The organism is Micromonospora sp. WMMB235 (assembly GCF_001855515.1).
Taxonomy (GTDB): domain Bacteria; phylum Actinomycetota; class Actinomycetes; order Mycobacteriales; family Micromonosporaceae; genus Micromonospora; species Micromonospora aurantiaca.
Window position 1 is genome coordinate 3,787,427 of sequence record NZ_MDRX01000001.1, and the last position, 20,327, is coordinate 3,807,753.

Annotated in this window: 20 protein-coding genes; 6 read left to right on the plus strand and 14 right to left on the minus strand. The window is 72.7% G+C overall.

The features are described from left to right. Positions 1–39 precede the first annotated feature (39 nt). Positions 40–1,233: a PP2C family protein-serine/threonine phosphatase gene (locus BFV98_RS16210; RefSeq protein WP_071096943.1), complete on the plus strand. Its 1,194-nt coding sequence runs from the start codon at positions 40–42 to the stop codon at positions 1,231–1,233. A gap of 71 nt (positions 1,234–1,304) precedes the next feature. Here the strand turns inward: BFV98_RS16210 and BFV98_RS16215 are convergent, their stop codons facing one another. The 5 genes from BFV98_RS16215 to BFV98_RS16235 all read right to left on the minus strand — a co-directional run bounded on the left by BFV98_RS16215 (position 1,305) and on the right by BFV98_RS16235 (position 6,749). Beyond that, positions 1,305–1,652, minus strand: coding sequence for an STAS domain-containing protein (locus BFV98_RS16215; protein ID WP_255368135.1), 348 nt, complete (start codon positions 1,650–1,652; stop codon positions 1,305–1,307). After that, positions 1,649–2,113 carry an ATP-binding protein gene (locus BFV98_RS16220; RefSeq protein WP_013283830.1) on the minus strand — a complete coding sequence of 155 codons (465 nt, stop codon included), beginning with the start codon at positions 2,111–2,113 and terminating at the stop codon, positions 1,649–1,651. The genes BFV98_RS16215 and BFV98_RS16220 overlap by 4 nt, the downstream gene beginning before the upstream one ends. Before the next feature lie 248 nt (positions 2,114–2,361). Next, entirely contained in the window at positions 2,362–2,658 is a 297-nt protein-coding gene (locus BFV98_RS16225; RefSeq protein WP_013283829.1) for a helix-turn-helix domain-containing protein, read from the minus strand. A gap of 1,272 nt (positions 2,659–3,930) precedes the next feature. Next, entirely contained in the window at positions 3,931–4,962 is a 1,032-nt protein-coding gene (locus BFV98_RS16230; RefSeq protein ID WP_071096947.1) for a sporulation protein, read from the minus strand. A gap of 401 nt (positions 4,963–5,363) precedes the next feature. Then, positions 5,364–6,749, minus strand: a complete 1,386-nt coding sequence (locus BFV98_RS16235; protein WP_013283826.1) for a glycoside hydrolase family 6 protein — start codon at positions 6,747–6,749, stop codon at positions 5,364–5,366. Between the two features lie 156 nt (positions 6,750–6,905). On the opposite strand from BFV98_RS16235, the gene BFV98_RS16240 reads away from it, so the two are divergent. Continuing rightward, positions 6,906–8,198, plus strand: a complete 1,293-nt coding sequence (locus BFV98_RS16240) for a GAF domain-containing protein (RefSeq protein ID WP_071096949.1) — start codon at positions 6,906–6,908, stop codon at positions 8,196–8,198. Positions 8,199–8,273: 75 nt separating this feature from the next. On the opposite strand, the gene BFV98_RS16245 is transcribed toward BFV98_RS16240, so the two are convergent. The 3 genes from BFV98_RS16245 to BFV98_RS16255 form a co-directional block, all read right to left on the minus strand. After that, a complete protein-coding gene (locus tag BFV98_RS16245) occupies positions 8,274–8,492 on the minus strand; it encodes a hypothetical protein (RefSeq protein WP_244879715.1) in 219 nt (72 codons plus the stop codon). Positions 8,493–8,609: 117 nt separating this feature from the next. Next, positions 8,610–9,677 carry a DUF2855 family protein gene (locus BFV98_RS16250; protein ID WP_071096951.1) on the minus strand — a complete coding sequence of 356 codons (1,068 nt, stop codon included), beginning with the start codon at positions 9,675–9,677 and terminating at the stop codon, positions 8,610–8,612. Positions 9,678–9,763: 86 nt separating this feature from the next. After that, entirely contained in the window at positions 9,764–10,669 is a 906-nt protein-coding gene (locus BFV98_RS16255; protein WP_071096952.1) for an oxidoreductase, read from the minus strand. Between the two features lie 133 nt (positions 10,670–10,802). On the opposite strand from BFV98_RS16255, the gene BFV98_RS16260 reads away from it, so the two are divergent. Further along, entirely contained in the window at positions 10,803–11,681 is an 879-nt protein-coding gene (locus BFV98_RS16260) for a helix-turn-helix transcriptional regulator (RefSeq protein WP_071096954.1), read from the plus strand. 15 nt (positions 11,682–11,696) lie between these two features. Here BFV98_RS16260 and BFV98_RS16265 read toward each other — a convergent pair whose 3' ends face one another. Beyond that, positions 11,697–12,173, minus strand: coding sequence for a TspO/MBR family protein (locus BFV98_RS16265; protein WP_013283820.1), 477 nt, complete (start codon positions 12,171–12,173; stop codon positions 11,697–11,699). Between the two features lie 134 nt (positions 12,174–12,307). Between BFV98_RS16265 and BFV98_RS16270 the strand changes: the two genes are divergently transcribed. From BFV98_RS16270 to BFV98_RS16280, 3 genes are all read left to right on the plus strand, one after another. Then, a complete protein-coding gene (locus tag BFV98_RS16270) occupies positions 12,308–13,465 on the plus strand; it encodes a peptidoglycan DD-metalloendopeptidase family protein (protein ID WP_071096956.1) in 1,158 nt (385 codons plus the stop codon). A 175-nt stretch (positions 13,466–13,640) separates the two neighbouring features. Beyond that, positions 13,641–14,438 carry a trypsin-like serine protease gene (locus BFV98_RS16275; RefSeq protein ID WP_071096958.1) on the plus strand — a complete coding sequence of 266 codons (798 nt, stop codon included), beginning with the start codon at positions 13,641–13,643 and terminating at the stop codon, positions 14,436–14,438. A 122-nt stretch (positions 14,439–14,560) separates the two neighbouring features. Continuing rightward, positions 14,561–15,001 (plus strand): hypothetical protein, encoded by a 441-nt coding sequence (locus tag BFV98_RS16280; protein ID WP_047891465.1) that lies wholly within the window; start codon positions 14,561–14,563, stop codon positions 14,999–15,001. A 7-nt stretch (positions 15,002–15,008) separates the two neighbouring features. Here the strand turns inward: BFV98_RS16280 and BFV98_RS16285 are convergent, their stop codons facing one another. From BFV98_RS16285 to BFV98_RS16305, 5 genes are read right to left on the minus strand one after another with little or no spacing between them, the layout of a single operon-like run. After that, the gene (locus tag BFV98_RS16285; protein WP_071096960.1) at positions 15,009–15,719 is read right to left on the minus strand and encodes an ABC transporter ATP-binding protein; all 711 of its coding nucleotides are present in this window, start codon (positions 15,717–15,719) and stop codon (positions 15,009–15,011) included. Further along, complete coding sequence (locus BFV98_RS16290) at positions 15,716–16,684, minus strand: ABC transporter ATP-binding protein (RefSeq protein ID WP_047891467.1); 969 nt, start codon at positions 16,682–16,684, stop codon at positions 15,716–15,718. Before BFV98_RS16290 ends, BFV98_RS16285 begins: the two co-directional genes overlap by 4 nt. Next, complete coding sequence (locus tag BFV98_RS16295) at positions 16,681–17,547, minus strand: ABC transporter permease (RefSeq protein ID WP_013283814.1); 867 nt, start codon at positions 17,545–17,547, stop codon at positions 16,681–16,683. Before BFV98_RS16295 ends, BFV98_RS16290 begins: the two co-directional genes overlap by 4 nt. Next, the gene (locus BFV98_RS16300; RefSeq protein ID WP_255368136.1) at positions 17,540–18,559 is read right to left on the minus strand and encodes an ABC transporter permease; all 1,020 of its coding nucleotides are present in this window, start codon (positions 18,557–18,559) and stop codon (positions 17,540–17,542) included. The genes BFV98_RS16295 and BFV98_RS16300 overlap by 8 nt, the downstream gene beginning before the upstream one ends. Further along, positions 18,541–20,139, minus strand: coding sequence for an ABC transporter substrate-binding protein (locus BFV98_RS16305; protein ID WP_071096964.1), 1,599 nt, complete (start codon positions 20,137–20,139; stop codon positions 18,541–18,543). The genes BFV98_RS16300 and BFV98_RS16305 overlap by 19 nt, the downstream gene beginning before the upstream one ends. Between the last annotated feature and the right edge of the window lie 188 nt (positions 20,140–20,327).

Consider the following 20,327-nt stretch of genomic DNA (forward strand, 5'->3'; position numbering starts at 1 on the left):
CGGGCAGCCCCGTGTGGGCGGGGGCGAAGGTCGGTGGGCATGAGCGAGCGGGACGCACTGCGAGGTCTGCTGCGGCAGTCGCACCACGCCCGGCCCGAGGACCTGCCGGGGATGGCACGGCGGGCCGCCCGGCAGCTCGGCGCCGACGACATGATCCTCTATGTGGTCGACCACGAGCAGCGTCAGCTGCTCGCGCTGCCCGGTCCGGACGCACCGCGTCGAGTCTCGCTGGCCATCGAGGGAACCCTGGCCGGCCGGGCGTTCAGCATGTTGCGCCCGTTCGGCGGCCCGGTGGACGACGGTGCGCGGTTGTGGTTGCCGCTGCTCAACGGTCTGGAGCGCGTGGGCGTCGCGGAGGTGGTCGCCGCGGCTGCCGTGCCTGACTCCGCGGTGGCCGCGTTCGAGGCGGTGGCCTCCCTGCTCGCCGAGCTGGTGATCACCCGATCGCAGCACAGCGACACGATCGAGTCGGTCCGCCGCCGCGAGCCGATGCGCCTGCCCGCCGAGATGCTGCGCGCCCAACTTCCGCCGCTCACCTTCTCCACCGGCGGCGTGATCATCAGTGGGATCCTGGAGCCCTGCTACGACGTGGGTGGCGACGCCTTCGACTATGCGGTCAACGGCGACATCGCCCACCTCGCCCTGTTCGACGCCGTCGGGCACGGCTCCGGTGGCGGGATGCGCGCCGTGATGCTCGCCAGCCTGGCCCTGGCCGCGTACCGCAATGCCCGTCGGGGCGGGTTCGACCTGGTCGAGACCTACCATCACATCGACACTGCGGCGCGTGACCACGACCGGCGCGGACTGATCACGGGGGTGCTGGCCGAACTCGACCAGCGCACCGGCCGGCTGCGGGTCATCTCCGCCGGACACCCGGGCGGGCTGGTGCTCCGTCGCGGCAGGGTCGCCGCCGTCCTGCCCACGCCCACCGCCCTGCCGGTGGCCCTGGGCGACCGGCGTCCTCCGATGGTGGTCGAGGAAGCCCTCGAACCCGGCGACGACGTGCTCTTCTACACCGACGGCATCATCGAGGCCCGCTCGGCCGACGGGGAACGGTTCGGCACCGAGCGGCTGGTCGACTTCACCGTCCGGGCACTGGCCGACGGGCTGCCGCTACCAGAGACCGCGCGGCGTCTCGTTCACGCGATCCTCGCCTACCAGGATGACCGGCTGCAGGACGACGCCACCGTACTCATGGTCCGCTTCCGTGAGCCCACGGCAGGCAGGGCCTGACCGCCCCGCAGTCCCAGCGTCGCAACGGCTGTTCCGCCGCCCGCCGCGACGAGATTCCCCGCCTCGCGCACTCAGACCGCGGTGGGTGGCGGATCTGCCACCCGGCCGAACAGCTGCATGATGCCGGTCAGGTCGAGGATCCGGCGGACCTGCCCGGTGGCGTTGAGCAGGGTGAGATCCACTCCCCGGTCGACCGCGTGGTGGTGCGCTCCGACCAGGATGCTGAGTACGGTCGAATCGATGAAGGTCAACCCTGCCAGGTCGATCTCCACCGCCCCGGCCTCGGCGACGGTCTCGTGCAGCAGGTCATCGAGCCGATCGGCGCCCGACATGTCGATCTCACCGGACAGCGCCAGGACACGACGATCAGCACCGACGTCGACATGCCAGTGCCAGGTCTGCTCCGTGGCCACTGTCACCCTTCCTCGTACACGGTCGATCGGGGGCGCAGCTGCGCTGTCACCGAGGCGGTCGTTCCCTGTCCGGAGTTGTCGATCATCAGCCCTTCGGTGAGCTGCTGTGCCAGCCACAGTCCCCGGTGGCCGACCTCCCCGGGCGACGGCAGGGCGACGGCAATCTCACCCAGCCCGGGCCCGTTGTCGCTGACCTGGCAGGTCAGCAGGTCGTGGTGCTGCCACAGACGCACCTCGCCGCTGCCCCCGCCGTGGCGCACCACGTTGGTGACCAACTCGTGCACCGCCAATACGAAGTCCTCCAGCCCGTCGCCGACCAGACCCGCCGAACGGGCTGCCGCGGCGACCGCGTGACGCAGCGCCGTAACCCGCGCAGCGGTGATCTCTTCCGACAACAACGCCACGTCGCCGGCGCCGCGAGCGGTGCTCCACCCGGCACCCACGTCGTCCGTTCCGCCGCTGCCCATGATCGGACGCTACACGCAGCTGATCCGCCGCGCCCGGGCACGCCGGCCAGGCGTAGGACGGCGACCCCTCGGACCGCCGGTCACGCACAGCATCCCGGTCGCCGGCCGGATGTGAAGAGGTGCGACAAGCGGGGCTGCCCGGTCCGAGGCGGGAACCCAGGCGTTCGCCTGGTGGGCCGGCCGGCTCATCGCCCGCCGACGACCTCGCACGAAGGGTGGGCTGGTCAGTCCTGTCGCCGCGGCCCCCGCTACTGCTTCTCGTTCTGCCGGAGGGCTTCCTCGAGTTGGTCTTCCAAAATGATGATCCGGCAGGCGGCCTCCAGGGCGGTGCCGTCGTCGACCATTTCGCGGGCCCGGGCGGCCAGGCGCAGTTGGTAGCGGGAGTAGCGGCGGTGCCCGCCGCTGGAGCGCTGCGGATTGATCAATTTTGTCTCGTCCAGGCGACGCAGGAAGTCCTGCGTGGTGCCGAGCATCTCCGCGGCCTGCCCGATGGTGTAGGCCGGGTAGTTCTCATCGCCGAACATGTCTTCGGGGTTTTGCCCCATGTCATCTCCACGTCGAGGGCCCCGGCGCACAAGCGCCGGGGCCCAGGGTTACGGGTCAGAACACCATCTACCGACCGGAACGTCGGCTTGTCGTATCCGCACCAGCCGTCATTGACGGCTTCGGGTGCGAGGATCGCATATGCGTGACCGGAGACCACCTCTCGTTCGATGGAAACTGCGGTGTCCGCCCGGCCTGACATGACGGCCAACGGCGGGCGATCCAACGGTGTAAGGCCCTCCCTTTCCTCTGCGTACACGTTTCCCTTGCTGTCGTACGGTCCGCCGGCGCCGGAGCCCACGCGACTTCACAGCCCCGACACGTGCAGCGAACATCAGCCGGAGCCCTGAAAGAACCTTGGCCCCACCTGCACCCCGGCGTGTGTCACGCCGGAACTGACGTGCTCTTACTGCCTCTCAAGAGGAACGGTGAAGCATGTTCCTCTCCTATCCGCCCGTCGTGTCCTCACGGCCGGACGGCCCGTCTGCGTCTTGACGGATCTTTCCTCTCGACTCGAAGAAGAGTATGCCGTACCGCAGAAGATGTCTAGCCTTTCCAACCTAGATTTCCTGGTCGACGGTCATCAGGATGACTGGCCCGCCGAGCAAGCAGGGCGCGCGCCATGGCGACACGACCCGACGCCGATGCCACCTACCGGCGATGAAGACCGCCGCGCGGTCGACGACGTACCAGAGTCGGCCGCGTTGGTCGCGTTCACCGCCCAAGACGCAGCCCTCCGGAGGCCCTCGCCGGCGGGTACGCGCTCGTCGCGGACCTGCGCGCGGCAGGCGGCCGGCATCCGGCCGACGAACGGCTCCGCGGCTGGTCGCGGAACCGCAGGCGACCAGTGACCGCTTCGCCGAGCTGTAGGAGTCCGGCGCCGTCGGCCGGCACGAGGCCGCCCGCAAGACAATCGATCATCCGTACGTGGGTCCGCTGACCCTGGACTGCGACGCGCTCACCCGTGGCGGGCAGCGACCTGCGCATCATGATCTACACGGCCGAGCCGGCACCGAGGATGCCGACCGCCTGGCCCTGCTCACTGTCGTCGGCACCCAGGCGCTCGCCGGTGGAGACCAGCTCGGTGTGGATCGCGGTGACACCACACCAGCCGGAGCCGACGTCCGGCGGCCCGGAGAGGTCTCCGGGCCGCCGGACGGTGGGCTACTTGATGCCGGTCAGGGCGGCCAGGGCGTTGGCGGTCCGGAAGTACGGGTTACGGCCCAGGTCGCCGACGGCGGTGATGGTGGAAGGCATCCGTGAGGAGGAGTGGTTCACGCCTCCTCGTCGCCGCCCTCGTCGTCGCCGAAGGAGTCGAAGACCTCGTCGGCGACCATGCCGCCGGCGAAGCCGAGAGCGGCGCCGCCGACCACGCCCGCGGCGACCGCGCCCATGCCGGGACCACCGTGACGCTCCTGGTGGTGCTCCTCCTTGTAGTGCCCGCCGGGGTGGCCGTACGCGGCGTGCCCGTAGCCGGGCGCGCCGTAGCCCTGGGCGGGCGGGGCGTAGCCGTGGCCGGTGTGCAGGCTCTGGTAGCCGTCGAGGGCCTGGCGGACCCAGGTGTCGACCTGCGCGGCCCAGTCGACGCGGTCGGCGTCGGCGTGCGCGGCGTGGTAGCGGCCGTACGAGTCGTGGCCGCCGGTGAACAGGCCACCGCGCTTGTCGAACTCCAGCACCACGTCGACGCCGTGCTCGTTCGCGACGAAGGTCAGCTCGACCTCGTTGACGCCGTGGGCGTACTGCGCGGCGGCGTAGTACTCGATCTCCTGGTAGAACGGCAGGCTCTGGTGCAGCCCGGAGATGTGCCCGCGTTCCAGGTCGGCGCCCTTGAACCCGAAGCCGAGCCGGCCGAACGCCTCGAGGATGCGTTCCTGCACCGGCAGCGGGTGCACGTACACCGGGTCCAGGTCGCCCTTGTCGATCGCGCCGCGGATCGCCACCTCGGTGCGCAGGCCCATGGTCATACCGTGCAGATGCTGCCCGTACAGGTCGGTCACCGGGGTCTCCCACGGCATCGCCACCTGGAACGGCAGCGACAACTGCTGACCCTCGCGCAGGTGCAGACCACCCGCGACCTGTACGCGGTGGAACTCGACGAGGGCGTCGTACTCCTCCTCCGCGCCGTCGATCTCCACCCGGGTGACCAGCCCGACGGTGATGTGGTCGATCTCCACGTCGTGACTGCCGCCGGTCAGGTTCACCTGCCCGGCCAGCATCAGTCCCGGGCGGGTGCTCGGATTGGACAGGACCGTATCGACGCTGGGGCCGCCCACCCCGAACGCGCCCAGCATCTTCTTGAACACCACGAACCTCTCCCTCGACGACCGCCGTACGCGCGACACGAGGACCGTGAAACTTTCACGTGAAACCCTTGTGCCACAACGAGATCAACGGCGTCCATAATGGAAGCCGTCGAGCGGGGAAGCTACCAACGCCACCTGAGAAGTAGCTGAGTGAATCCAGGCGGTTACCCTCCGGCACCGGGGTGGAGCGTCGCGACGGCTCGCATGGCGACGTCGACGGAGGCCTGAAGGTCCTCGCGGCTCGCGCCGGCGTGGATCCGCCACGCGTACCAGAACCGCGACGAGCTGGCCCGCAACCTGAGGCGGGCACGGCGGTTCGTGAATCCGTTGCGGACAGCAGCGGCGAAGTGAGAGGCCCGGCGCGGAGAACGATCCTCCGCGCCGGGCCCGGGGGTCGGTTCCGGTCAGGCGGCGCAGGTGGCGGTGGCGCCCTGGCCGGTGCCGGTGCCCTGGAAGCCGAAGTTGGTGGTCTGGCCGGCGCCGACCTGCCCGTTGTAGCCCACGTTCGTGAACCGGACGGTGCCGCTGGTGCCGCTGGCCTGGGCGTTCCAGGTGCCGGTGATCGCGGCGCCGCCCGGCAGCGCGACGGTCACGGTCCAGCCGTTGATGGCCGCGGAGCCCGCGGTGACGTTCACGCTCGCGGTGAAGCCGCCGTTCCACTGGTTGATCGCGACCGCAGCGGAGCAGCCGTTACCGGCCGGCGGCGGGGTGGTCGGCGGCGCCGTGGTGGGCGGCGCGGTCGTCGGCGGAGCCGTGGTCGGCGGCGCGGTCGTCGGCGGGTTGGTCGTCGGCGGCGCGGTCGTGGGCGGGTTGGGCGCGCCGTTGGCCAGGCTGAAGGCCAGGTCCGGCTGGAACGAACCGGCCGTGTAGCGGCAGCCGTCCGCCTCACCCGGGGGCTTCACCCAGAGGTACGCGTCGATGTTGGCGTCGCCGGTGTTCGTCGTCGGGTACTGCCCGATGCGCCGGTCGGTGTTGTCGTCGGCGCACCAGTCCCCGGCGGCTCCCCCGTTGCGGCTGGTGTCGATGACCTGCCGCTTGCCGGAGATGCCCATGCCGTTGAGCGCGGAGATGACGGCCCGGCCGAAGTTCGCCTCGCTGGAGGTGGGGTTGAAGTTCGACACGTTGGTGAAGAAGCCGTCGGCGTACTGCACGCCGGCCGCGCGGAGCCGGTTGGCAGTGTCGTTGGCGCTGTTCCAGGTCGAGTGGCCGCCGTCGAGGTACACCTTGGCGTTGGGGTTGGCCGACTTGATGGTCTGGGTGGCCGTGGTGAGCGCCTGGTTGCGGGCGTTCAGCTCGCCGGTGCTCAGGCAGGTCTGGAGCGCGAGCGAGTCGGTCTCCAGGATGATCAGGACGGTCTGGTTGCCGAGTCCGCGGGCGAAGTTGGACACCCAGGTCTGGTACTGGTTGAGGTCCGGCGCCCCGCCGGCGCTGGCGCCGCCGCAGTCCCGGTTGGTGATCTCGTACACCGACAGCACCGGGATCTGCTGCGCCGCGTTGGCGGCGCCGATGAAGCTGGAAACCTCGGACTGGATGGTCGACGGGTTGAAGTTGGCGTACCAGCGCGCCTGCGGCTGGCTGGCGATCTTGTCGCGGATGACGGCGGCGCGCGAGTCGCCGGGGTTGGCGGCGACCCAGCGGACGACCGCCGAGGACGGGTCGCGGTAGAGCGATCCGGACACCGTGCCGGCGGATGCGCCACCGACGGCGAAACCGACGCCGGCCGCGGCGAGGCCCGCGACGGCGGCCACGCTGATGGCCGCTGATCTGCGGCGGGACGAGAGGATAGCCACGTCGTGTTTCCTCCTGATCACATAGACGTATCTAAGTTCATGGGAGCGTTCCCACGACGGTAACGGAGGCGGGCGTCGATGCCAAGATGTGAACGTCGGCCACTGCCCCGTAATCTGGCGACGGTCGACGAAGCCGGCGTGGGAGGAAGACCAGGCATGACGGCACTACCAGGCCAGCATCTGCCCACGGCGGGTCCGTCGGTCACCGGGCGGCCCGCGGACGAGGATCTGCGGACGCTGTTCGGCAAGTCCATCGCCGTCTTCGCGGCGCTCGCCGGGCCGACACACGTGGTGGAGGCGGCGAACCCGGCGTTCTTCACCGCCATCGGCGAGGAACGCGCACGCACCGGGGTCGCGCTCGCCGAGCTGATGCCGGAACTGGACGGCCAGGGCTTCATCGCCCTGCTGGACGAGGTCTACCGCACGGGCGAGTCCTACACCGGCCACGACGCCCGGATCATGCTCGGCACCGGGTCGCAGGCGCGGGAGGCGTTCTTCGACTTCACCTACGAGGCGCGCCGCGACGCCGACGGCACGGTGACCGGGATCCGCGTGATCGGGGTGGAGACCACGCAGGTCAAGCACGCGCAACGGCTGATGGCCGAACACCGCGCGATGCTGGAGCAGATCGCCCGGCAGGCGCCGCTGGCCGAGGTGCTCGACGGGATGGCCCGCTGCATCGAGAACCTCGCGCCGCAGGAGGTGCTCGTCTCCGTCCTGCTCGCCGACGCCGACGGCCTGCACCTGCGCCACGGCGCCGCGCCCAGCCTGCCCGACTTCTACAACCAGGCCATCGACGGGATCGCCACCGGCGAGGGTGTCGGCTCGTGCGGCACCGCCGCGCACCGGCGCGAGCCGGTCATCGTCACCGACATCGCCACCGACCCGTTCTGGGCCGACTTCCGCGACCTGGCCGAGCGGGCCGGGCTCGCCGCCTGCTGGTCCACGCCGATCCTCGCCCGCGACGGCAGCCTGCTCGGCACCTTCGCCATGTACCACCGCACCCCGCGCGTCCCGCGCGACGCCGACCTGGCCCTCGCCCGGGTCTTCACCGGCACCGCCGCCCTGGCCATCGAACGCCACCACATCGAACAGGCGAAGGCCGAAGCGGACGCCCGCGCCCGGGCCGCCCACGACGAGCTGGCCCGGGTGGTGCGGGCGGAACGGGAACTACGGGCCGAGGCGGAACAGCGTGCCGCCGCGGCGGCGGAACTCACCGCCCGGCTGCGCGCCGCCGCAGCCGCGCAGGCCGCCACTCCGCGCCCCGAACGGTGCCAGCTCGGCGGCGGCGACGGCTGCACGGCACCCGCCGAGATCAAGATTGCTGACTCGTGGGGTGACTCGGCGTGGGGCTGCCCGCTCCACGTCGAGGAGGCAATCATCAACGTGCGTTCGGTCTTCATCGCCAACGAGGAACTCGGCGGCCTGGCCGCCTACCTGAACCGCTGACCACTCGACCGCGCCCGGCGGCACCATCAAGGGGACCGGTGCGCGCGGCCGGGGCCGTCACGCCCGGCTGACTGCCTAGCGCCCGTCGGGCGCGCCGGCCGGCTCGCGAGCGGGTTGCGCCGCGGCGAACGGGCTCCGCAGGCGGGTCATGGATTCGGCGCTGACGTCCGCGATCGGACTGCGCTCGTCGTCGGTGGCTCCGACCCCCTCCACACGGAAGGGGTTCAGGGCGAACGTGTTGTCGGGCACGAAGTGCTCCAAGGGAATCTGCACGGCAGCGCTCGACTCAGTCATCGCGGCTGGGAAACCGTGGGAGAAGCAGGGGGTGGCGATCAGTCATCGGTACCCCGCGTCGTCAGCCTAGCGCGCATCGGCCGGGCGGGCGCGCCACGGCCGGAATCGGCGACGGGCTCAGAGCTGGACGACGTGCCCCACCCGGGGCGGTGTGCGGCCCGCGAGGACCTCGAGCCACGCGTCCCGCAGCGCCTCCGGACCGGCGCCGACCCGCACGTCGAGCCATCCGCTCACCACCCGGGAGAACCGCTGCCAGGCGTCGGCGAACCGCTCGTCGAGCCCGTCGCGACCCCAGTCCTGGCTCCGCTTGCGGATGCGCACCGGCGCGAAGAAGACCTCCCCGGCTGCACCCGCGTTCGGCGTCTGCTGGGTGAGGCCGACGGCGATGTCCCGGACCAGCAGGTCGCCGAGGTGCGCGCGCAGGGCGGCGCGGGTGGCGGGTGAACCGGACAGGTCGAGATAGACGGTCGGTACGGCGTGGAGCGCGCCGATCTCGTCGTAGGAGAGGACCTCGTCGTAGCAGCCCAGCGACCTGGTGAAGGCGAGGTTGCCCCGCGAGGTGAGCCCGATCAGGCGCGGGCCGCGGCCGTGCAGTTCGAACGCGGTCGCGTACGCCGTCTTGCTCGACGCGGACGACAGCACCAGCGACCGCGCGCCGTAGGCGTCCTCGTCGATCACCTGGTCGGCGAGCATGAACGAGGTGAAGAACAGCGGCCGGAACAGGATCAGCAGGTCCTCCTGCTCCGCCCGGTAGGCGGGGTCGCCGGTGGTCGACCGGTAGGAGTTGTACGGCGACGGCAGGCCGGCCCGGTGCGCGCTCGCGTCGCGGAACCCGGACGCGTCCACCCGGTCCGGGCGTACCACCAGGTGGCCGGCGGGCGGCAGGTAGCCGTAGACCCGGTGTCCCGGCTCGACGCCGGACACTGTGGACGCGACCACCTCGGCGAAGCCCCACAGCGGCGGGAGGCCCCACCGGTCGTCGAGTCCTCGGGGCTGCGGCGGGAAGAACTCCCAGTAGCGCATCGCCTCACCGAGCACCGCATACGTCACGTTGTTGGCGGTCAGGCCGACGCGGTCCACGCGCAGAAGCGCCTCCCCGTCGGCGAGGTCGGGCACAGCGCCGTCGACGAGTGTGGTGCGAGCGAGGTCGTCACGGGCCACAGCGAACGTCCACGAGTCAGCCATGGCCTGACGCTAGGCAGCCGCGAAACCGGAGACAAGTGCACTGGGAGTGCAAAATCCCACTCGACGCATCGTTGGGCACCGCCGGTTCAGAGGTAACGAACACCCGTCAGCTCCGCCGCCGCAGCCCAGAGGCGCTGACCGACAGCCGGGTCGGCGGCCTGCCGGTTCAGCCGCGCCTCGGCCACCGGACCCCAGGTCTCGAAGAGCCGGGACGGGCCGAAGAACTGGCCGCCGCGTACCTCCGGGTCGGTCGCCGCCCGCAACTGCGGCAGGGCGCCCTGCTCGACCGGCTGGGTGGCGAGCAGGCCCAGCCGCCCGATCATTCGTCCCAGTCGGCCCCGGTGTTCCCAGGCCCGCGGCGTGAGGTTGCTGCGGGTGAGACCGGGATGCGCCAGCGCGCTGACGATCGGCAATCCGGCCGCGCGCACGCGACGGTCCAGCTCGACGCCGAAGACGGTGGTGGCGAGCTTCGAGCGGCCGTACGCGGCGGAGGCCCGGTAGTCGCGCTCGGACATCAGGTCGTCGAAGTCGAGCCGCGCGTTGCGGTGGGTGAGCGAGCTGAGGCTCACCACCCGCGCCGCCCGTGCCCCGGCGAGGGCGTCCAGCAGCAGGCCGGTCAGCGCATACGGGCCCAGCATGTTGGTGGCGAACTGGAGCTCGAAGCCGTCGGCGGAGGTACGGCGCGGGCCGAGCAGCACCACACCGGCGTTGTTCACCAGCAGGTCGATCGTCGGGTGGTCGGCGGTCAGCTTCGCGGCGAACGCGCGTACCGATTCGAGGCGGGCCAGGTCCAGCTCGCGTACCTCGGTGTCGCCGCCGATGCGGCCGGCGGCCTGCCGGCCGGCGGCGGTGTTCCGCACGGCCAGCACGACGTGGGCGCCACGGCGGGCCAGTTCGGTGGCGGTGACCAGGCCGAGGCCCGAGTTCGCTCCGGTCACGACGGCGACCCGGCCGCGCTGGTCGGGGATGCGGTCGGCGGTCCATCCGGTCATCTGCTGCTCCTCGGGTACGGCGGTTCGTGTCGAGCGATGACGCTAGGAGCGATCGGGCCCGGCTCGGTCGTTCGCGGTTGCCTAGGTCCGCGGGACCTACCCTGGGCGGGCGGCGTCGCGGCAGACTGGCGGCATGAGCAGCCCGCATCCGTACGCACGCGAGCTGGGCGCCTTCCTGCGCGCCCGGCGCGGCCGACTGCGCCCGCGCGACGTCGGCCTGGAGCCGGGCGGCCGGCGCAAGGTGACCGGCCTGCGGCGGGAGGAACTGGCCCTGCTGGCCGGGCTGAGCACCGACTACTACCAGCGGATGGAGCAGGGCCGGGAGGTACGCCCCTCGGACGACGTCCTGGACGCGCTCGCAGGCGCCCTCGGCTTGGACGACACCGAACGCCGGCACCTGTTCACGCTGGCCCGGGCCGCCCGGCGGCCGGTGCCCGCCCGCGTCGACCGGGAGCCGGAGCGGGTGCCGGACGGCACCCGGCGGCTGCTGCGGGTGATGGACACGCCGGCTGTCGTCCTCGGCCGGGATCTGGACCTGCTCGACTGGAACCCGATGGCGCAGGCGCTGCTCGGCGACCCGGCGGACCACCCGCCCGGCCGGCTCAACATGCTCCTGCTGCTGTTCGACGACGCGCTGACCGGGGGACGGAGCTGCCCGGACTGGGAGCGGCAGGCGCTCGACTACATCGGCATGCTCCGCGCCGCCGTCGCCGACGACCCGACCCATCCCCGCGCCACCGCGATCGTCGGCGAGCTGAGCATCCGCAGCGCGGAGTTCCGGCGGCTGTGGGCACGGCACGACGTCCGCGCCTCGGTGAGCGGCACGAAGACGTTCCGGGTACCAGGACTGGGCGACATCGTCCTGGACTGGGACACCTATCCGCTGCCGGGCAGTCCCGGCCCGGTCATGCTCGTCTTCACCGCCGAGCCGGGCAGCCCGGACGCGGATCGGCTGCGGCTCCTGGCGTCGTGGCGCGCGACCCGCCCGGCGTCCGCCGACGGCCGACCTTGATCAGCGGAACGCCGGTCACCGTCCCCGGTTGAGGCCGACGATCGCGCCGTTGAGCGCGGTGGCGAAGAGGGTCCACGCGACGTACGGGGCGAGCGCCGCCCCGGCGGGACGGTCGGTGCGCGCCGCGCGGCGCAGCAGCACCAGGTTGGACGCGTTGAGCGCGGCGATCTCGGCCAGCGCGGCGCCGGGCCTGCGGGCGCCGAAGAACAGGGCGGTCCAGCCGGCGTTGAGCGCCAGGTTGAGCGCGTAGCCGCGGGCGAACGCGGCGCGCTCGGGCCCCTCGGAGCGGTCCAGCGCCCGCGCACCGGCGACCGCGATCAGCCCGTACAGCGGGGTCCAGACCAGGGGGAACGCGGCCGACGGCGGCTGCCAGGCGGGCTTGCGCAGACGGCGGTACCAGCGCGACGAGGTGCCGGTGGAGGTGGCGGCGGCGCCCGCGGCGGCGGTCGCGGTGACTGCTGCCGCGGTCTTGACCAGGGTCGGTACTCGCATACCGCTCAGCTACCCGGCCAGCCGCGAATCAACCCGACGCACAGATCCTTCACCGGAGCATGCGGAACTCGTAGACAACTTTCATGCCCTTCGATAGCCTCGCCATTCAGTGATGCTTGTCGATAGGAGGCCCCATGCGACGGCTCGTGCTCTCCTTCACGCTGGCGGCGATCGGCGCCTGGGCCGTGGTGCCGGCCCCGGCCTCGGCCGCGCCCCGCCCGGCACCCGCGCCCGTCACCGACGCGGTGACCGCGAAACTCCTCGGCCAGGCCGACGCCGCGACCCGGACCGCCGGGCCGCAGCGGACCCGGGTCACCGTCACCCGGGCGAGCGGCGGATGGGCCTTCGGCACCGCGGTGCTGCTGGCGGACCGGTCCCGGGACGCGCACCCCACCGGGTCGGTCTTCCTCGCGCGGACCGACGGCAAGGGCTGGACCGTCGCCTTCGACGGCGAGGCGTCGTTCGGTGACCTGGCCGCCGCGTCACCGCTGGTGAACACGGACGAGAAGGCGGTGTTCACCACGCCCGTCGCACCGATGTACGCGGGGAGCGACTTCCGGACCGGCATGGCGCTGCCGTTCGCGGTCGGGCAGACGTGGACGCTCACCGGCGGGCCGCACGGCTGGGGCGGCGGCGCGCCGTGGAGTTCCGTCGACCTCGCCGGTGGCGACCAGGTGGTCCGGGCCGCGCGGGCCGGAACCGCGTACACGATGTGCACCGGGTGGATCCGGGTCATCCACGACCGGGGCTACTCGACCGACTACTACCACCTGTGGAGCAGCATCTCGGTGAACGGCGCCGCCGTCGGGCAGGGCGCGTACCTCGGCTACACCGGCACCGACGTCACCTGCGGCGGCTCCGCCACCGGCCGGCACGTGCACTTCGGGCTGCGGCAGAACTCGGTCTACGTCCCGATCGCCGGGCACGGCATCGGCAAGTGGGACTTCGTCAACGGCGCCGGCGAGTACCAGGGTGGCGCCCGGCACGGATCCGCCTTCGCGGGCGTGGGCGGCGCCGTCTACAACTACGGCGCGCTCGGCTTCAACCAGGGAGTCGTCGACGCGAACGGCGGCGGCACGCTGACCCGGCGCTCCGGTCCCGGAACCGGTTACGGCGTCCTCGGATCGCTCGCGGACGGCGCCACGGTCACCGTCTCCTGCTCCGCCAACGGCACCTCGCACACCGGCCGGTACGGCACCACCGCGTTGTGGGACCGGCTCAGCGACGGCAGCTGGGTGTCCGACGCCTACCTGTCCACCGGTGTCAACGGGCCGATAAACGGCTGGTGCTGACCCCGGACTCCCGTCGTCCGACGCGCGCCGGTGCCGAGCACGGCGCCGGCGCGCGCGGCGTATGACACAGACGGGATGCCCACATCCATTGCAGTCCATCGATGAATGTCCATAAGCTCCTGCCACCTCGAGTGCGGCCTGGCCGGGCGGCACACAGTCGATGTCGGGAGGGACCATGGTCCGTTGGCGTAGATTCCTCGGCCGGGCGGCGGCCGTGTTGGCAGTGGTCACCGCGGGAGCGGTCACGATGGTGGCGCCGGCCGGAGCGGCCCCGGCCGGGGACATGACGCCGTACGTCGTCGGCGGCACCCGGGCCGCGCAGGGCGAGTTCCCGTTCATGGTCCGGCTCTCGATGGGCTGCGGCGGAGCGCTCTACAGCCCGCGACTGGTCCTCACCGCCGCGCACTGCGTCGGCCGCACCGGCGCCAACACCAGCATCACCGCCACCCTGGGCGTGGTGGACCTCCAGTCCTCCAGCCGGATCCAGGTCCGCTCCAACTACGTCTACCGCGCCCCCGGTTACAACGGCAACGGCGACGACTGGGCGCTGATCCGGCTCGCCTCCCCGGTCACCTCGCTCGCCACGCTCAAGATCGCGACCAGCACGGCGTACGACAACGGCACCTTCACGGTGGCCGGCTGGGGCGCCGCGCGGGAGGGCGGCGCACAGCAGCGCTACCTGCTCAAGGCCAGCGTGCCGTTCGTCGACGACACCACCTGCAACCGCTACTACGGCGGTGACGTCATTCCCGGCGAGGAGATCTGCGCCGGGTACGCCAGCGGCGGTGTCGACACCTGCCAGGGTGACTCGGGTGGCCCGATGTTCCGCCGGGACGCCGCCAACGCCTGGATTCAGGTGGGCATCGTGAGCTGGGGCAACGGCTGCGCCCGCCCCAACTACCCCGGCGTCTACACCCAGGTCAGCACGTTCGCCTCGGCGATCCAGTCCGCCGCCGCGAGTCTGGGCGGCTGACAGCGCGGGGCGCGGTGGCCCGGTCGCGGCGCAGCGGCCGGGTCACCGCCACGTCCGTACGGCCGGGCCGCGGCACCGTCGCCTGTGCACGTGGATGAGGGTGACTGCTACCTTCCGGACGCATGGACGACTCCCCTCGCTGGTACCGACCCGCCCCCGACGCGCTGCTCCTGGTCGGCAGCGCCACCGCGCTGCTCGGCTACCTGATCCCCTGGTTCCGCGCCAGCCGCCTCCATCAGTGGTCGTACTCGGGCTGGACCTACCTGGAGGCCGAGGGCGGTTGGACCTGGCTGGTCGTGGTGTCCCTGGTGATCGCCGTCCTCGCCGGTCTCTGGGCCGGGCGGAGCGTGGCGTGCGCCAAGCTCGCGGTCGGCGCGGCGGTGGCCGGGATGTTCCTCGCCGGTGCGGTGGTCGCGGTGAGCCTGGGCGCGCTGCCGGAGCGCGACAGCATCAACTGGGTCGGTGAGCTGCCCTTCGGGATGGGGATGCCGCTCATGGCCGTCGGATTCGGGGCCGTCGTCGCCGGGGCGCTGGGCGTCGTACGCCGCCCGGTGCAGGAGTGACGCGACGTCACGCCGCCGGCAGGTCCACCACCCGGTTGGCCCAGCGGGCCATCAGCGCCGGGTCGTGGGTGATGACCAGGACCCCGGCTCCCTGCCGGCGCTGGTAGTCGGTGACGACGGCGGCGACGTGCGCCTGGGTGGAGGCGTCGAGCATCGCGGTGGCCTCGTCGCAGAGCAGGTAGTCCGGCCGATGCACCAGGGCGCGGGCCAGGCATGCGCGTTGCAGTTGCCCGTCGCTCACCGCGTGCGGCCGGCGGGTCAGCAGGTCGGCGGTGAGGCCGACCAGGTCGGCCAGTTCCGCCGTACGGGCGGCCGCCTGCTCGCGTGATGTGCCGGTGGCGCGTAGCGGCTCGGCGATGATGTCGGCGAGGCTGAGCCGCGGGTCGGTGGCGGCGCGCGGGCTCTGGAACAGGATCGCGACGCGGGTGCGCAGGTGCGCCGGCAGGCGGTGGCGGACGCCGCCGAGCGGTTGACCGTCGATCGTGACGTGACCGCCGTCCGGGGCGTGCAGCAGGGCGAGGACGCGGGCCAGAGTGGACTTGCCGCTGCCCGAGGGGCCGCGCAGTCCGACCGTGTCGCCCGGGGCGACGTGCAGGTCGACCCGGTCGAGGACGCGCTGCCCGCCGTACGCGACGGAGACCTGGTGCGCGGCGAGCCCGGCGGCCGGCGCGGCGCCCGGGGCGGCGGCGTCGGTGGCGCCGGGAACCGTGAGCGTCATGCCGGAACCTCCTCGCGCAGCGGGTGGTGGCAGGCGACCCGGCCCTCGCCGTCGGCGGCGAGGCGGGGCAGGGCGTCGCAGGTGCCGGTGGCGCGGGCGCAGCGCGGGGCGAAGGCGCAGCCGCCGGGCAGGTCGGTGAGCGCCGGCGGGTGGCCGGGTACCGGAACGAAGGCGCGGTCGGGCAGCGCGTCGAGCAGACCGGCGGTGTACGGGTGGGCCGGGCCGTCGAACAGCGCCTCGGTGGGGCGGTGTTCGACGATGCGGCTGGCGTACATCACGGCGACGGTGTCCGCGACGCGGCGCGCGGCGGTCAGGTCGTGCGTGATGAGCAGGACGGCGGCGCCGGTGTCGCAGCGGCGGCGCAGCAGATCCAGCGTGTGGTCGACGAGCGGCCGGTCCAGGCCGGTGGTGGGTTCGTCGGCGAGCAGCACCGGCGGGTCGGGCGCGAGGGCGAGCGCGGTGGCGAGCCGCTGGGCCATGCCGCCGGACAGCTCGTGCGGGTACCGGTTCAGGTCGGCCGGGTCGAGACCCACGTCGGCGGCTATCCGGGCGGCGGCGGCCGGCGCGTCGCGGCGGCTGTGTCCGTGGGCGCGCAGCGTCTCCTCCAGCAGCTTCCGCCCGGTACGCACCGGGGTGAGCGCGGTGGCGGGGCTCTGCGGGACGAGGCCCACGCCCCGGCCGCGTACGTGCCGGGCGAGGTGCCGCTCCCCCGCGCCGATCAGGTCGGCCTCCTCGCGTCCCGGCGCGTGCAGGCGGGCCTGCCCGGTGACGGTGGCGTTGCGCGGCAGCAGGCCGAGCAGGGCGTGCGCGAGGACGGACTTGCCGCACCCGGACTCACCGACCACTGCGAGCAGTTCGCCGGGCCGCAGCGTGAGGCTCAGGTCGGTGACGGCGTGCACGACCGCGTCGCGCAGCCGGAAACGGACGGTCAGCCCGTCGACGGTCAGCAGCGCCGGGGCGGTCACAGGTGAAGCTCCGCTCGTACGCGCGGGTCGAGGCGGTCACGCCAGCGGCCGGTGAGCACGGCGAGCGCCAGCGTGGCCGCCACCAGCAGGAGGCCGGGGACGATGCTGGCCCACCAGGCGCCGGTGAGCAGCGACCGCTGCCCGTCGTTGATCATGTTGCCGATCGAGGCCAGGTGCGGCGGCAGGCCGAGGCCGAGGAACGACAGCGCGGTCTCGTGCCAGACGGCGTGCGGCACCATGAGCGTGGTCGCCAGCGCCAGGCGCGGCAGCACGTGCGGCAGCAGGTGCCGGGTGAGCACCCGGACGCGCCCCGCGCCGCCGGAGATCGCGGCGTCCACGAACGGCCGGTTGCGCAGGCTGAGCAGCTCGGAGCGGACGATCCGGGCGGTGGACAGCCAGTGCGTCAGCGCGATGGACGCGATCACCGCGCCGAGGCTGGGGCGCAGCATCGCCACGATGAAGATGCCCAGCAGCAGGTGCGGCAGCGCGGCGACGGTGTCCACGACGCGCATGAGCGCCCGGTCGACCCAGCCGCCGACGCTGCCGGCGACGGCGCCGACCAGGCCGCCGATGACCGCCGCGACGAGCGCGGCGACCGCGCCGACGAGCAGCGAGACGCGCAGGCCGTAGAGGCTGCGCAGAGCCACGTCGCGGCCGAGGTCGTCGGTGCCGGCCAGGTTCTCCGGCGAGGGCGCGAGCCGGGTACGGGAGAGGTCGACGGCGCTCTGGTCGAGCGGCCACAGGACCGGGGCGAGAAGCGCGGCGGCGACGACACCGGCGAGCACGACGACGGCGACGGTCGTGCCGACGCCGCCGGGGAGGCGCAGGCGCCGGACGCGCGCAGGGAGGGCGAGGTCAGTCATCGAGGCGTACCCGGGGGTCGGCGGCGGCGTAGGCGAGGTCGGTGACCAGGTTCGCGGTCAGCACCACGACGGTGGTGGCCAGCGTCGTGGCCGCGAGCAGCGGGAAGTCGGCGCCCAGCGCGGCCTCGACGGTGACCGCGCCGAGGCCGGGCAGGGAGAACACGGTCTCCACCAGGACCGCGCCGCCGACGAGTTCGGGCAGGTGCGTGCCGACCAGGGTGAGGAACGGCAGCAGCGCGGTCCGCAGCGCGTGTCCGAACAGGACGACCCGGCCGGGGAGCCCTCGGGCGCGGGCGGCCAGGACGTGGTCGTCGCGCAGGCTCTCGGCGACCGCGTCGCGGACGAACAGCACGAACCACGGCGCCTGGGAGATCGCCAGCACCGTCACGGGAAGCACCAGGTGCCGGGCCACGTCGGCCGGGTCGGTGCCCGTGGCGGTGATGTCGGTGAGCCCGCCGGCGGGCAGCCAGCCGAGGCTGAGGGCGAACACGGCGATCGCCGCGAGGCCGATCCAGAACACCGGCATGGACTGCACGGCGTACGCGACGGCGCGCAGCGCCCTGTCGAACCAGCCGCCGCGCCGGTACGCGGCCAGCGTGCCCAGCAGCACGCTCGCCACCAGCACCAGGGCCAGAGCGGTGCCGACCAGCAGCAGCGTCCAGCCGGCCCGGGCGGCGAGCACCGAGGTGACCGGCTCGTGCCGGCTCGTCGACCACCCGAGGTCGCCGCGTAGCAGGTTGCCGATCCAGCGGGCGTACTGCACCGGCAGCGGATCGTCGACGCCCCAGTTGGCGCGGATCTGCGCGAGGTTCTCCTCGCTGGTGGTGAACGCCGCCGCGCCCGCGTACTGCTGGGCCGGGTCGATCGGTGAGGCGGCGCCGAGGGCGAACATGCCCATGCTGGTCGCCGCCAGCACCGGTACGGCGACCAGCAGCCGCCGCCGGACCACGACGCCCGCCCCGGCCAGTCGCCGCCGGCCGGTCACGGGCACCGTCACGGCTTCTTCGTCCACGTGTGCACGTTCCACCAGATGCTGTTGGCGACGTCGTGCTCGTGCGGCTCGACCCGCGGCGTCACCCCGGTCACGCCGTCCTTCAGCACGTAGGTGTGCCGGAGGTAGGTGAGGAACACCCACGGCACGTCGGCGGCGAGCTGCTTCTGGAACGTGGCGTACGCGGCCTTACGGGCGGCCGGGTCGGCGTTGTCCCGGCCCTCCTGCAACGCGGCGTCGGTGGCAGCCGAGCGGTACGAACCGGGGTTGAAGAAGCCCTGCCCGGCGAAGGCCGAGCTGAACAGCTTGTACGAGACGAAGTCCGGGTCGTACGGCGTGCCGTAGCCCATCATCAGCGCGTCGTCACCCATCCGCGGGGTGATCGCGTCCCAGGTCAGGCCCTCCGGCGTGACAGTGATGCCGACCTTCTTCGCGTCGGCGGTGACGGCCAGGGCCAGTTCCTTGCGCAGGCTGTCGGTGGCCGGGTACATGAGCGCGAACGCGGCCGGCCGCCCGTCCTTCACCCGGATGCCGTCCGGGCCGGGCTTCCACCCGGCGGCGTCCAGCGCGGCGGTCGCCGCGGCGGTGTCGGCGGCGGGCCTGCCGGCGATCGACGGCTCGGCGTATTCCGACGTGGGCGGCACCGGGCCGAACGCGGGTTCGCCCGCGCCGCCGAGCACGCCTGTCACCATGGCCTGCCGGTCCACCGCGACGTTCAGCGCCTTCCGGATCGCGAGGTCGCCGGTGACCGGGTTGCCCATCGGCAGCATGACGCCCCGGTAGTCGGCGGTCGGCACCTTCTGCACCCGGTAGCCGTCCCGGCCCTCGAACCCGGACGCGAGCTTCGGTGCCAGCTCCGCCGCGTCGAACTCGCCGGCCCGCATCCGCTGGGCCCGGACGTTGTCGTCGGCGACGAACGCCACCACAACGCCGGAGTTCGCCGGCTTGCCACCCCAGTACGTCTCGTTGGCCGCGAGCACGAGCCGGTCACCGGGTGTCCACGAGGTGAACCGGTACGGGCCGGTGCCGACCGGCTTGCGGTTGAACGCGGCCTTGTTGACGTCCTGCCCGGCGAACGCCTTCGCCGGGACGATCCCCAGCGCCAGCCGTTGCAGGAACGGCGCGTACGCGTACTTCAGGGTGAACACGACCGTCGCCGGGTCGGGCGCGGTGACGGAGGCGAGCATGTCCAGATCGGACCGCAGCGTGGAGTCGACTCCCGGGTCGAGCACCGCCTGGTAGGTGAACACCACGTCCTGGGCGGTCAGCGGGCTGCCGTCGTGGAACAGCACGCCCTCGCGCAGCTTCGCGGTGACTGTCTTCCCCTCCGCCGAGACGGCAGGCAGTTCACGGGCCAGGGCGGGCACCAGCTCGTTGCGGGCGTCCCGGGCGACCAGCCCGTCGAAGATCAGCGATGCGCCGTCGACGCCGTAGTTGAGCACCGGGTTGAGCGTGTCCGGCTCGCCGGCGGTGGCGACCACGAGCGTGTCCGCGCCCTTCGGGCCGCCTGTCGAGGCCGTGGGCGACGAGCAACCGGCGGCGGCGAGCAGGGCGGCGGCGAGCACCGCGGCCACGCGTACGGGCTTGGGTCTGATCGCCACGGCAACCCCTCGAACACTCGTCTGCGGGTGGCAGCGCACGGGCGCTCCGGCGAAGATCGATCATCGCGTGCCGGAGCGCCCGCTACCGCCACTATTCGGTAGTTGCCAACTATATGCAATAACCTCTGGTCGATGACGGCGACCCGCCGCCCCCGGTCTCGCTCGCCAGGCGGACGTCCGGCGCGCTG